Source organism: Pseudomonas sp. FW305-3-2-15-C-LB1, from assembly GCF_058787615.1.
Window position 1 is genome coordinate 348,528 of the sequence record NZ_JBYSZX010000002.1, and the last position, 13,742, is coordinate 362,269.

The window sequence follows — 13,742 nt, forward strand, 5'->3', positions numbered from 1 at the left end:
CTCCATCTATATAAAGAAGAAAACTGCTACCAGCGAAAACGCATTTGCGCCTGAGGTTCTGGTGCAGCAGCCGGCTGCGCACCCTCCGCCACCGGTTGCGGGACCGGTGCCTCACCCGCAGGAATCTCCTGCAACTTGGCCAGGCTCAACTGGGTACGCAACTGATCGGCACTGCCATTGACGCGGTATACGATGCGATTGCCATCCACTAACTGCGGCTGGCCACCGAAAGGCTCCAGCAGGTGACCCAGCGCGGCATAACGCTCCAGGGTCATGCCCTGCACTTCCAGCAATTGTTCGGTGCTCACGCCGGGTTTGACCGCAAAGCGTGGCGCGAGCTTTTGGCTGATCGCCAGCATCACCGCGTCGGCTACAGCGCCGGTGTCGGCCCCTTGCGCGGCGCCCTGCTCGCTCTTGTCGCCCAGCCACAGGCGCCATTTGGCTTGCCATTGGTTGCCTTCCTGACGCGCATGCACGGCCAGCAAAGCGTCGGCGCCGTAACGTTCGGAAGCGGCGCGCAACGGTGTGGCGTCAGCACTTTCCAGGTTCGGTGCGGTGGCGACCACCTGCTCATCCAGGTCGCCCAGCGGCAGGCGCAACGGCAGGCCACGGTGTTGCGCGGCACGGCGCAGCGCCTGGGCGACGGTCTGGCCATCACCCACCAGGCTGCTGCCTTCGGTGGAGTCGTTCAGCCACCAGCCAAGGATCGACGGCCGATTGCTGCCCCAGATCGACAGGCCCGCTTCGCGCAGCACGCGATCGGTGCTCACTGGGTCGAAATCCACTTGCAGGCTTTCCGGCGGGCCGGCGTCGTAGCCGTACTGGCTGATGATTTGTTGCGGATCCTTGCGAACGGCCGCCAGACCCGGCCCCTCGGCGGCCTTGGCGTCGCCGGTCAGGCGGATCACCAGGGTCTGCACGGCGCGCTGGGTCGCCTGGTCACGCTCTTGCGGCGACTGACTGCTGACGGGTTCGAGTACTTGGTAAAGGCCATTGAGGGTTTCGGCATGACTCGCCAGGCTGACCAACGACAAGCAGCCTACAAAGAAGAATTTACACAGACGCATGGAAGATTCCCGAACGACAAATTTAGCGGCTGGAACAGACCGCGTGAACTCGGTTTGCCAAGGCTGTGACCACGGCGACCGATAAAACATTCACAGGGTCTTGGTAAGTTTTCGTACTGTCATAACGCTAGCGCAGTAAAGGCTATACCTTAATACGCACCAAAGCAGACCCGATTAGCATTTTTTTAACGCCATATGCCCCTGCCCGTCGGCCCGAGGATGGCCGCTGCCCCTCAAGCCTGATAAAATCGCGCGCCTTCGCAGACCGTCAACGGCGTGGCCTTTATAAAAGCCCCCGCTCGCTCGGTCGTTACCCAGAAATCCCCCCTAAAGGCCTGGATCATGAGCAAGCAACCCTCCCTGAGCTACAAGGACGCCGGTGTAGACATCGACGCCGGTGAAGCATTGGTCGAACGCATCAAGAGCGTCGCCAAGCGCACTGCGCGCCCCGAAGTCATGGGCGGCCTGGGCGGTTTTGGCGCCCTCTGCGAGATCCCGGCCGGCTACAAGCAGCCTGTGCTGGTGTCCGGCACCGACGGCGTGGGCACCAAGCTGCGCCTGGCGCTGAACCTGAACAAGCACGACACCATCGGCATCGACCTGGTCGCCATGTGCGTCAATGACCTGGTGGTGTGCGGCGCCGAGCCGTTGTTCTTCCTCGACTACTACGCCACCGGCAAGCTGAACGTGGACACCGCGGCCCAAGTGGTCACCGGCATCGGCGCCGGCTGCGAACTGTCGGGTTGCTCCCTGGTCGGCGGCGAAACCGCTGAAATGCCAGGCATGTACGAAGGTGAAGACTACGACCTGGCCGGCTTCTGCGTCGGCGTCGTGGAAAAAGCCGAGATCATCGACGGCTCCAAGGTTGCCGCCGGCGATGCCCTGCTCGCCCTGCCATCCTCCGGCCCGCACTCCAACGGTTACTCGCTGATCCGCAAGATCATCGAAGTGTCCGGCGCCGAGATCGAGAACACCCAGCTCGACGGCAAGCCGCTGACGGACCTGCTGATGGCCCCGACCCGCATCTACGTCAAGCCGTTGCTCAAGCTGATCAAGGACACCGGCGCCGTCAAGGCCATGGCCCATATCACCGGCGGTGGCCTGCTGGACAACATCCCGCGCGTGCTGCCAAAAGGCGCCCAGGCCATCGTTGACGTGGCCAGCTGGCAGCGTCCGGCAGTATTCGACTGGCTGCAAGAGAAAGGCAACGTCGACGAAACCGAGATGCACCGCGTGCTGAACTGCGGCGTCGGCATGGTCATCTGCGTGGCTCAGGAGCACGTTGAAACCGCGCTGAACGTACTGCGCGAAGCCGGCGAGCAGCCTTGGGTCATCGGCCAGATCGCCACCGCTGCCGAAGGCGCGGCTCAGGTTGAGCTGAAGAATCTCAAGGCTCATTAATGTCTCAGACCTGTGATGTCGTGGTGCTGCTCTCCGGCACCGGCAGTAACTTGCAGGCCCTGATCGACAGCACGCGCACCGGCGACAACCCGGTGCGCATTGCTGCGGTGATCTCCAACCGCAGCGACGCCTACGGCCTGCAACGCGCCAGGGACGCGGGTATCGACACCCGCTCGCTGGATCACAAGGCGTTCGACGGTCGCGAGGCCTTCGACCGCGCCTTGATCGAACTGATCGACGCCTTCAACCCCAAGCTCGTAGTACTCGCCGGCTTCATGCGCATCCTCAGCGCTGACTTCGTGCGGCATTACGCCGGGCGCTTGTTGAATATCCACCCTTCCCTGCTGCCCAAGTACAAAGGCATGCACACGCACCAGCGTGCGCTCGAGGCCGGCGACAGCGAGCATGGCTGCAGCGTGCACTTTGTCACCGAGGAACTCGATGGCGGGCCTCTGGTCGTACAGGCAGTGGTTCCGGTAGAGTCTGACGACTCGGCGCAGACGCTTGCGCAACGGGTTCACGCCCAGGAACACAGGATTTACCCGCTGGCCGTTCGCTGGTTTGCCGAGGGGCGGTTGATTCTTGGTGACCAGGGTGCATTATTGGACGGTCAGTTACTCGCGGCCAGCGGCCACTTGATTCGAACCTAGGAGATTTTATGCGTCGCGCCTTGCTCTTCGCTTTTGCGCTGTTCGCCTTGCCAGCCGTGCAAGCAGCAGACCTTCACCCCTTCTCCGTCAGCTACACCGCCGACTGGAAACAGTTGCCCATGAGTGGTTCGGCCGAACGCAGCCTGGCCAAGAACGGCGACGGCTCCTGGACCTTGAATTTCAAGGCTTCCATGATGATCGCCAGCCTCACCGAAACCAGCGTGATCCTGTTTGACAAGGACACCCTGCAACCGAAGAGCTACACCTTCGAACGCGGCGGCCTGGGCAAGGCGAAGAAAATCAATCTGGATTTCGACCAGACCGCCAAGAAAGTCACCGGCTTTGAAAACAAAGACCCGGTCAACGTGCCCCTGCAAAGCGGCATGCTCGACAAGTCGACCTACCAGTTGGCCTTGCAACGCGATGTGGCCGCCGGCAAGAAAAGCATGAGCTACAACGTGGTCGAAGGCACCGACGTCGACACCTACGACTTCCGCGTGATCGGCCCGGAAAAAGTCCAGACCAAGGTTGGCTCCATCGACGCGATCAAGGTCGAGCGCGTGCGTGACCCGACGCAAAGCAAGCGCATCACCCAGATGTGGTTTGCCAAGGACCAGGGCGGCATTCTGGTTGCCCTGCGCCAGGTAGAAACCGATGGCAAGGAATACAACATCATGCTGCAGGACGGCACTGTTGACGGCAAGGCTGTCAAAGGTAGCTGATCGGTAGCTGGAACAACGAGCCTCGCGAATGCGGGGCTTTTTTTCGCCTATGGATTTGGTGTTCAAACCTCTACCACTATCGGGGGCAAGCCCCCTCCCACACTGGGTTGTGTTCACCGATCAAAATGTGGGAGGGGGCTTGCCCCCGATGGCGATAGCCGGGCCAACAAAGGGTTCAATGCCTGACTTGAACATGAAACTTTCGTCATAAAACTCAGCACCCTGCGGCGCAATGTCGCGGTTTACGCGGCCTGCAGCACTGTTGCGTTTGCTGCAATGATTTGTTGCGCGAAAAGTCGGTTTACTTAGCAAGCTAACAAAACATATAACAAAGGCCTGCGACGACTTGCCGCAGATCCACCAGAGATTGGAGCAAGCAGATGACTGTAAAAGTAACTGAACGCGACGACGAACATATGTCCCACGAAGCACTGGGCCATGGGATTCACATCTGGGATGTACACCAGCAAGACCTGTTGGTCGGCATGTTTCACAACGAGAGCGACGCTCATAATTATAAAAACGAGCTCGAAGCCCTTGAGATGAGACGCCAGACACAAAGCTCCTGAACACCTGAAATCTCGTAGGCCCCAGCCCCACGCAGCTGTAGGGCCTACCCCCGACGACCCCGCCATCGAGCGGGGTTTTTCGTTTTGGCAAATTGCACGGCGGGCATAAACGATTCAGTAAAATTGTATCAGCAAATAGACAATTGGAAATGATTCTCGATAATATCCACCACCTTTCAGCACGCCCATGAAAACGGAATTCATCATGACGAACGGATGCAGCAATACGCCGGACCAACAATTGCTCAAACGCTGGGGTGAAGCACTGGTTACGCCCCAGTTCCAGACTCACAACGTCACCCTCGACGCCCTGATCGACACCCTCGCACCCGCCGCCGAACGCAGCTTTCAACGCCTGATCCAGGCCCTGTTCCGTGAAGGCCTGCTGGCCCCCGATACACTCACCCAGGACGAGCAAGGCCGCCACCACCTGCCGCTGTCCGATCACGCCTGCCTGCGTTTCGACCACCTGCGTGCCGGGCGCATGGCCAGCTGGGACCTGCGTGGCGCGGTGACGCTTGTGCAAACTGGACAGGCCGCACGGAAGATCCAATTCCCATCGCAATTGCTGACGCTGCTCAACGACACCCTCGAAACACCTGCCGCCCCGCAGGTCTTGAGCCGCCTGAACAGCGAGATCGACGACAGTTTTGTCAACGATACGCTCTGCCTGGCCTTCCACGAGCAATGGAGCCTGAGGCTGCACGCCTCGATGGGCCCGTCCCATCAGGACAACCTGCTGAGTCATCTCAAGGATGAGCCAAGCGTTACCAACCCGACTTCCGTGCTTGAGCAGTGGGGCACGCTGGGCCACCCCTGGCACCCCAACTACAAAACCAAACTGGGTTTGGACACCCACCAGGTCATCGACTTCTCACCGGAGTTCGAAGCGCGCTTCCCGGTGTTGCTGTGCGCGCTGCACCACCAGTACGCCCACGTGGAAACGCTGGCCGATACCGCTGATTACTGGCAATGGTGGCAAGCCCACTTTCCACGTGCTGCGCAGCAATTGACCGCAGCGCTGACGGCCCAGGGCCTGGAAGCCAGCGAGTATTTGCCGCTGCCTGCGCACCCTTGGCAAGCCCAACAGGAACTGCCCCGGTTGTTCGCCAACGAAATCGGCGACCGACTGCTGGTGCTGACCGACATCGTCGCGTTTACCGCCCACCCCACCATGTCCTTCCGGACCGTATTGCCTGATGGCCAGGGCGGCGCGCCCATGGTCAAGCTCCCGGTCTCACTGCGCCTGACCAGCGTACAGCGCACGGTATCGCCACGCTCGGCGCGCATGGGGCCGCGGATCAGTCACTTGCTGCAAACGATCCTCGCGCGCGAACCCGCGATCCAGAACATCCTGAACATCGTTCCCGAGCGGATCGGCGTGCATTTCAACCCCCAACCAGTGAATGACGAACACGCCCGCCACCTGGCCGTGCTCTACCGCGACAACCCCCAGAGCCTGCTACAACCGGGTGAAATGGCTGTTCCGGTAGGTAGCCTGTTTGCCATCGACCAACACGGGCAGCCCTTGCTGAGACAGTGGGTACGTTTGAGCAAAGGCCAGGACAATGCACCGGCCATGCTCGCGTTCTTTCGAGACTATGCAGCGATCACTGTGCCGGCCCTGCTGGGGATGTACCTGCGTTACGGTGTGGCGTTCGAGGCCCATCAGCAGAACGCCTTCATGGTCATGGCCGCAGACGGGCAGTTGAGCCGTCTGCTGTTGCGTGATTTTGGCGATATTCGCATCGACCGCCAGACCTTGCATGCCCACGGCCTGGACATCGAACTGCATGATCCCGGGATGACCCTTTACGACGATGCCGGTTTTGTCCGTGACAAGCTGCTGCACACGGTATTCATGTGCCACCTGGGCGAGCTGGTGCTGCTCAGTGCCCGCTACTTCGATATTCCCCAGGCACAACTGTGGAACGAACTCGCGGCCCAAGTCAGCCAGTGCTTTGATCGCATGCGCAACGAAGTCGCTCCCCAACGCTGGGAAACCGAACGTGCAGCGCTGCTGGAGCAGCCGTGGCCAGCCAAGTCGTTCATGCGGATGCGGCTGCTGGACAGTCACGCCGATATCGTCGGGCGCCTGCCGAACCCGCTGAGCGGCGCCGCACATGCCGGCTAACAGCACTGCACTGCGGTTGTTGGTGGTCATCCAGCTGGTGTCGATGGGTGCCATGGAAATGAGCGGCCCCTTCTGGCCTTTGCAGATCCAGAGGCTGCTTGGCGATGCCGGCGCCCATTACACCGGCCTGCTGTCGTCGCTGGTATACGCCGGACCGATGATGGCAGCAATGATCCTGACGCCCCTGTGGGGTCGCCTGGGCGACAGAACCGGGCACAAGCCGATGATCATTCGGGCGCTGCTGGCGCTGGCGGCCTGTCAGGCGCTGGCCGCCCTGACCTTCGATCCCTGGCTGCTGGTCGCGATCCGCGTGGCACAAGGTGCACTGGCGGGTTTTATCGCGGCCGCCCAAGCCTATGCGCTGGCGTGCTGCGGCGACAGTGGGCGCGGACACATAATGGCTCGCCTGCAATCCGCCACCGCCGTGGGTTCGCTGGCCGGTCCGGTGTTAGGTGGCTGGCTGATGGATATCTCCGGATTCGCCCTGCTGTGCTACAGCGCTACCGCCGTCTGCCTGGTATGCGCGCTGGTCAGCCTGTTCTTGCCCAGCGACACCCAGCGCCTGCGAAAGACTCATGCCACCACGCCCACCGCCCTGCCCAAAGGCTGGCTCGGCGCAATGTTGGGGATCATCGTACTGATCCAGGCTGCCAAAATGATGCCTCAGCCGTTTTACGCCCTATACGTCGCGGACGTCCTGCATGCGCCAGGCTGGTTGATCGGTGCCAGCTATGCCGCCAGCGCACTGACCCTGGCCCTGTCCGCACCGCTCTGGGGTCGCCTGTTTGACCGACACCCGCCCGCACACACGCTGCGCATCATCGAATGGGTCACCTGGGCCTGCGCCTTGACCCTGGCGTGCACGGCGCTGGCCAGCGAATGGCTGGGCTTCATCGCCAGCCGGCTGTTGTGGGGCATGTGGCAAGGCGCCTTGCTGCCGGTCGCCTATACGTTGATCGCCAATACCGTTGCGCCCGCCCAACAGGGGTTTGCCCTGGGCATCGGCAACAGCGCCGCCAAGGCGGGAGCGCTAGGCGGTGCCTTGCTGGGTGGTATCGGCATGGGGATGGTAGGCCTGGCACACAGCTTCTGGCTGGTTGCACTCACGTACGCCTTGGCCGCCCTGGGTATCCGCATCATCCGCTCGTTCACCCGAACACCCGCTATGCCTGTTTTTTCTGTCAATACGTCTAATAATTGAAAGGCAAGATCATGAGAAAGTCGCAATGGGCAGCGCTGCTGCCACTGATGGGATCGATAAGCGCACCGGCCTGGGCCGATCAGTCCGAGGCCGAGCCCACCAACCTGCAATTGCAGGCCACCGTCGTCTCGGCCACGCGCAGTGAAACCAGCATTGCCGCGATTCCAGGCTCCGTACAGGTCATCGACGAAACCCAGATCCGCCAGCAAACAGCCGCGGGGCGCCGGGTTGCGGATATTCTCGGGCAATTGGTGCCAGGCATTGCCCCTTCCAGCGGTGGCATGAGCAACTTCGGCCAGACCCTGCGCGGACGCAATACGCTGATCCTGATCGACGGCGTGTCCCAGAACGCAACACGCGACAACTTCCGCCAGCTCAACAGCGTTGCGCCGGAAAGCATCGAGCGCATCGAAGTGATCTCCGGAGCGAGCAGCGTTTATGGCGCGGGCGCCTCAGGCGGCATCATCAATATCATCACCAAGCGTAACCAAGGTGAAGACCTCGCCTTTAGCAGCAAGATCGGCATGACCAGCGGCAATAACTTCAGTCACAAGGGCTTTGCCTACGAGGCGTTCCAAAGCGCTACTGGGCGCAAGGGCCCGCTGGACTGGTACGTATCGGCGAACGGCGTGCAGCGCAACGACCAGTTCGACGGCAACGGCAAGCGCATTCCCCAGGACACGTCCCAGGGCAGCAACATGGATACCCAGACCTACGACCTGCAAGGTCGCTTCGGCTACACGCTGGATGACGACAAGAAGATCAGCCTGTCCCTGCAAGATTACAAAGACGAACAGGACACCCGTTACACCAAGAACCCACGCATCACCAACACCGCCGTTGCGGTCAAAGGCCTGGACCTGGACGATCAACCGTTCACACACAACCAGGCGGTCAACCTCAACTACTCCGACAAAGCGTTCTTCGGACAGGGCTTGCAGGTCGAAAGCTACTGGCGCCGGGCCGACGCGCTGTTTTTCCCCGACCTGTCCCGCGGTCGCGCAGGGGTTTCCGACAACAACAGCGTGCAGGACGTCTATGGCGTGCGCGCAGCCATCGACACGCAAATGCCGGATATCGGCCCGGCGACCGGCAATCTGGTCTGGGGCGCTGACTATGATCACGAAACCTCACGCCAGCGCGGCGACCAGTACCGAGTCAATGGCCTGACCTACACCAAGACCGGCACCACGTTCGAGATGGGGCCGGACATCACCACTACCACCAAGGCGATTTTTGGCCAACTGTCCTACGACATCGACGACTGGACCTTGCGTGGCGGTGTGCGCCGCGAGTGGATCGAGAGCCGGATCGACGACAGCATTGCCTATGGCGAAATCGTTCAGACCGGTAACCGCGCTACCCTGCCGGGCGGCACCCTCAAATATGACGACACCCTCTATAACCTCGGGGCGGTGTATCACCTGAGCGAAAACCAGGATGTATTCGTCAACTACAGCCAGGGTTTTTCCCTGCCGGACATCCAACGTTTCCTGCGGGACGTCAACAGCCAGTACGACATTCAGAAGCTCAATGCCCAAGCCCTCAAGGTCGACAGCTATGAGCTGGGCTGGCGTGGCAACTGGGACAAATGGCTGGCCAACGTCACGGCGTATGAAAACACTTCGGATGTCACCCAGTTCTATGACGCCAATGATCGCGTGCTGCGCCTGGTCAACCAGAAAGAACGCGTGCGCGGCATTGAAACCAGCCTGACGTACAACGTCACTGACCAGTGGTCGGTCGGCGGTACTTACGCGTATGCCAAAGGCGAGACCCGCCAAAACGGCAAATGGATCGACTTGCCGGCCACGCGCATCTCCCCCGCCAAGACCACCGCCTTTGTCGGCTATGACCACGACGACTTCAGCCTGCGCCTGCAAGCCATGCGCCTGGCCGACTATGACGCCGCGTTCAAGGATAACAATGGCCGCGATATCCAGGGCTACACCCTGGTCGACCTGCTGGGTTCGGTACGCTTGCCTGTGGGTCGCCTGGAGGGGGCGATCTACAACCTCAGCAACCGCAATTACCAGAACATGTTTGCCCAGGCCAACGCGCGAGCACCGTACCCGAATGCCGAAGGTCGGACCTTCAGCGTGAGTTATGCCGTGGACTGGTAACACGCGGCGCTGAAAGCACAAACCCCGCCTTTTGAGCGGGGTTTGTGTTTTGGGGCCGCTTCGCGGCCCAACGCGGGGCAAGCCCGCTCACCACAGGCAAGCCCGCTCAAGGCTTACAGACTTACCACATCAGATCATCCGGGATCTGGTAAGCGGCGTAGGGATCATCTTCATCCGGCACCTGGCTTTCGGTAAGGATATTGAGCTGCACGATACGCTCCGGTGCGCGCTCCTGGATCTTCAGCGCCGCTTCACGCGGGATCACCTCATAACCGCCACCGTGGTGCACGATCGCCAGGGAGCCGTTGCTCAGCTTGTTGCGCATCAGCGTGTTGACCGACAGGCGCTTGACCTTCTTGTCGTCCACGAAGTTGTAGTAGTCCTCGGTGGTCAGCTTGGGCAGGCGCGAGGTCTCGATCAGTTGCTTGACCTGGGCCGTGCGGGCCTTGGCCTCGGCTTTTTCCTGCTGCTGGCGGTTCAGTTCCTGGTCGCGCTTGACCTTCTCGGCGTGCGCCTCGGCCGCCAGACGGGCCTGGGTGTCGTCGGCCTCGATCTGGCCTTTATGGACCAGGCGCTGCTGTTTCTGTTTCTCTTTGCCGACCTGCTTGGCCTGCTTTTGATTGACCAGACCTGCTTTGAGCAACTGGTCGCGAAGGGAAAGGCTCATGGTGCTTACTCACTTAGGCAACTGCTCAACCGCAGCTGGACACATTCTTTTCCTGACGTTTGGCTTCGCCCCACAGGGCGTCCAACTCTTCGAGGGTGCAATCTTCTATGGGACGGCGGGTATCGCGCAATGCCTGTTCGATAAATCGGAAGCGTCGTTCGAACTTGGCATTGGCGCCCCGTAGCGCAGTTTCCGGGTCGACCTTGAGGTGACGGGCCAGGTTGACCGCCGCAAACAGCAGGTCGCCAACCTCATCGGCAATCGCCGCCGGGTCGTTATCGGCCATGGCTTCGAGCACTTCATCCAGCTCTTCGCGCACGTTATCCACCACCGGCAAGGCGCAGGGCCAGTCGAACCCGACCTGGCTGGCGCGCTTTTGCAATTTGGCGGCACGGGAAAGGGACGGCAACGCGGTGGGTACATCGTCCAGCAGGGAAAGCTGCTCCGGCGCGTCGGACTTCTGCGCGCGCTCCTCGGCCTTGATCTGCTCCCAGCGTTCCTTGACCTGTTCTTCGCTCAACTGCGGGATATCCAGCGGCGCATACAGGTCGCCGGTGGGGAACACATGGGGATGGCGACGGATCAGCTTGCGCGTGATGCTGTCGATCACCCCGGCAAATTCGAAGCGCCCTTCTTCCCGCGCCAACTGGCTGTAGTACACCACCTGGAACAACAGGTCGCCCAACTCACCTTGCAGATGATCGAAGTCGCCGCGCTCGATGGCGTCGGCGACTTCGTAGGCCTCCTCCAACGTGTGCGGGACGATGGTGGCGTAGGTTTGCCTGATGTCCCACGGGCACCCGTACTGCGGGTCCCGCAGGCGATTCATCAGGTGCAGCAGGTCTTCGAGCGTATACATCATGGGGTACGGTTACGCCGCGTCTCGATGATATTCGGCAACTGGGAAATCCTCCCCAGCAACCGTCCCAGTGCGTCCAGTCCCGGAATCTCGATGGTCAGGGACATCAGCGCGGTGTTGTCCTCTTTGTTCGAGCGGGTGTTGACCGCCAGTACGTTGATCCGCTCATTGAGCAACACCTGCGACACGTCACGCAGCAACCCGGAACGGTCGTAGGCACGGATGACGATGTCCACCGGGTAAGTGAGCACCGGCACCGGCCCCCAGCTGACCTGGATGATCCGCTCCGGCTCACGCCCGCCCAGTTGCAGCACCGAGGCGCAATCCTGGCGGTGAATACTTACACCGCGGCCCTGGGTGATATAGCCGACGATGGCATCCCCCGGCAGCGGCTGGCAGCAGCCGGCGATTTGAGTCATCAGGTTGCCCACGCCCTGGATCTGGATATCGCCACGCTTGCCGGGCTTGTAGCCGGTGGCCTTGCGCGGGATCAGTTCCAGCTGTTCGCTGCCGCGTTCCGGCTCGACCAGTTGCTGGGCCAGGTTGACCAGTTGGGCCAGGCGCAGATCGCCGGCACCGAGGGCGGCGAACATGTCTTCGGCGATCTTCATGTTGGCCTTTTCGGCCAGCTTGTCGAAGTCCACCTGGGGCAGGCCCAGGCGTGCCAGTTCGCGCTCGAGCAAGGTTTTACCGGCAGCGACGTTCTGGTCGCGCGCCTGCAGTTTGAACCAGTGGACGATCTTCGCGCGCGCCCGCGACGTGGTGATGTAGCCCAGGTTCGGGTTCAGCCAGTCGCGGCTCGGCGTACCGTGCTTGCTGGTGATGATCTCGACCTGTTCACCGGTCTGCAGGCTGTAGTTGAGCGGCACAATGCGCCCGTTGATCTTGGCGCCCCGGCAGTTGTGGCCGATCTCGGTGTGCACGCGGTAGGCGAAGTCCAGCGGCGTGGCACCCTTGGGCAGGTCGATGGCGTGGCCGTCGGGGGTGAAGATGTAGACCCGGTCCGGCTCGATATCCACGCGCAGCTGTTCGGCCAGGCCGCCGATGTCGCCGAGTTCTTCGTGCCATTCCAACACCTGGCGCAGCCAGGAGATTTTCTCTTCGTACTGGTTGGACCCGGCCTTGACGTCGGTGCCCTTGTAGCGCCAGTGCGCGCATACCCCAAGTTCCGCCTCTTCGTGCATGGCGTGGGTGCGGATCTGCACTTCCAGCACCTTGCCCTCGGGGCCGATCACCGCCGTGTGCAACGAGCGATAGCCGTTTTCCTTGGGGTTGGCGATGTAGTCGTCGAACTCCTTGGGAATGTGCCGCCACAGGGTGTGGACGATCCCCAGCGCGGTATAGCAGTCGCGCATTTCCGGCACCAGCACGCGCACCGCACGCACGTCGTAGATCTGGCTGAAGGCCAGGCCCTTGCGCTGCATTTTGCGCCAGATGGAATAGATGTGTTTGGCGCGGCCGCTGATGTCGGCTTCGACGCCAGTGGCCTGCAACTCGGAGCGCAGCTGGTTCATCACATCGGTAATGAAGCGCTCACGGTCCAGCCGCCGCTCATGCAGCAACGTGGCAATCTGTTTGTATTGATCGGGTTCGAGGTAGCGGAAGGACAAGTCCTCCAGCTCCCACTTGATATGGCCGATGCCCAGGCGATGCGCCAACGGCGCATAGATGTCGAAGACTTCGCGGGCAACACGGTTGCGTTTTTCGTCGTCGGCGGTCTTCACCGCACGGATCGCGCAGGTACGCTCGGCCAGCTTGATCAGGGCGACGCGCACGTCATCGACCATCGCCACCAGCATCTTGCGCAGGTTCTCGACCTGGCCCTGGGTGCCCAGCACCATGGACTGGCGCGGGCTCAGGCTGGCACTGATCGCCGCCATGCGCAGCACGCCGTCGATCAGCTTGGCCACCACGGTGCCGAAACGCTGGCTGACGGTGGGCAACGGGATATGCCCTTCACGCACGCCGCGATAGAGCACGGCGGCGATCAACGAATCCTGGTCCAGCTTGAGATCGGCGAGGATCTCAGCGATTTCCAACCCGGTGCGAAAGCTGGAAGTGCCTTCGGCCCATAGGTTCTTGGCCGCATTGTCTTGCTGCTCAGACTCACGAGCGAACTCGCAGGCTGCTTTCAAGGCTTCACGGTCCAGTGCCGGATCGACACTGATGGCATGGTCCAGCCATGCCTCGAGATTGATACTGCCGTCGGTGTTGATCGGCTGGTGTGCTCTCACCTGTACCATCTTGCTTACCTTCCCTACGACGCACCTTCGATGCGCCAAAATCATCGCCGACGTTTACTGCGGACTCCCTGGCAGATCAAAGGCCCTGGAGAACGCAGGCCAGTCG

Annotated in this window: 11 protein-coding genes; 7 read left to right on the forward strand and 4 right to left on the reverse strand. The window is 61.4% G+C overall.

Annotated features, from left to right (window positions below):
• Positions 1-26 precede the first annotated feature (26 nt).
• A complete protein-coding gene (locus tag AC3WP7_RS05420) occupies positions 27-1,067 on the reverse strand; it encodes a DUF2066 domain-containing protein (protein WP_102592245.1) in 1,041 nt (346 codons plus the stop codon).
• 342 nt (positions 1,068-1,409) lie between these two features.
• On the opposite strand from AC3WP7_RS05420, the gene purM reads away from it, so the two are divergent.
• From purM to AC3WP7_RS05455, 7 genes are all read left to right on the forward strand, one after another.
• Positions 1,410-2,468, forward strand: coding sequence for a phosphoribosylformylglycinamidine cyclo-ligase (gene purM, locus AC3WP7_RS05425; protein WP_016976515.1), 1,059 nt, complete (start codon positions 1,410-1,412; stop codon positions 2,466-2,468).
• On the forward strand, positions 2,468-3,118 hold the full coding sequence (gene purN / locus AC3WP7_RS05430) for a phosphoribosylglycinamide formyltransferase (protein WP_071491321.1): 651 nt from the start codon (positions 2,468-2,470) through the stop codon (positions 3,116-3,118). The genes purM and purN overlap by 1 nt, the downstream gene beginning before the upstream one ends.
• Positions 3,119-3,126: 8 nt before the next feature.
• Positions 3,127-3,840: a DUF3108 domain-containing protein gene (locus AC3WP7_RS05435; RefSeq protein WP_058424959.1), complete on the forward strand. Its 714-nt coding sequence runs from the start codon at positions 3,127-3,129 to the stop codon at positions 3,838-3,840.
• Positions 3,841-4,220: 380 nt separating this feature from the next.
• Complete coding sequence (locus AC3WP7_RS05440; RefSeq protein ID WP_071491322.1) at positions 4,221-4,409, forward strand: hypothetical protein; 189 nt, start codon at positions 4,221-4,223, stop codon at positions 4,407-4,409.
• Between the two features lie 205 nt (positions 4,410-4,614).
• Complete coding sequence (locus AC3WP7_RS05445) at positions 4,615-6,543, forward strand: IucA/IucC family protein (RefSeq protein WP_093514082.1); 1,929 nt, start codon at positions 4,615-4,617, stop codon at positions 6,541-6,543.
• Positions 6,533-7,744, forward strand: coding sequence for an MFS transporter (locus tag AC3WP7_RS05450; RefSeq protein ID WP_092242935.1), 1,212 nt, complete (start codon positions 6,533-6,535; stop codon positions 7,742-7,744). The genes AC3WP7_RS05445 and AC3WP7_RS05450 overlap by 11 nt, the downstream gene beginning before the upstream one ends.
• Before the next feature lie 11 nt (positions 7,745-7,755).
• On the forward strand, positions 7,756-9,867 hold the full coding sequence (locus tag AC3WP7_RS05455) for a TonB-dependent receptor (protein WP_102592246.1): 2,112 nt from the start codon (positions 7,756-7,758) through the stop codon (positions 9,865-9,867).
• 121 nt (positions 9,868-9,988) lie between these two features.
• Here AC3WP7_RS05455 and AC3WP7_RS05460 read toward each other — a convergent pair whose 3' ends face one another.
• Genes AC3WP7_RS05460 through relA form a run of 3 tightly spaced genes read right to left on the reverse strand, consistent with a single transcriptional unit; the run spans position 9,989 to position 13,636 of the window.
• A complete protein-coding gene (locus AC3WP7_RS05460; protein WP_028617375.1) occupies positions 9,989-10,534 on the reverse strand; it encodes a DUF2058 domain-containing protein in 546 nt (181 codons plus the stop codon).
• Positions 10,535-10,559: 25 nt separating this feature from the next.
• Positions 10,560-11,393: a nucleoside triphosphate pyrophosphohydrolase gene (gene mazG, locus AC3WP7_RS05465; protein WP_092242930.1), complete on the reverse strand. Its 834-nt coding sequence runs from the start codon at positions 11,391-11,393 to the stop codon at positions 10,560-10,562.
• Positions 11,393-13,636 carry a GTP diphosphokinase gene (gene relA, locus AC3WP7_RS05470; protein ID WP_071491326.1) on the reverse strand — a complete coding sequence of 748 codons (2,244 nt, stop codon included), beginning with the start codon at positions 13,634-13,636 and terminating at the stop codon, positions 11,393-11,395. The genes mazG and relA overlap by 1 nt, the downstream gene beginning before the upstream one ends.
• Positions 13,637-13,742: the final 106 nt, after the last annotated feature.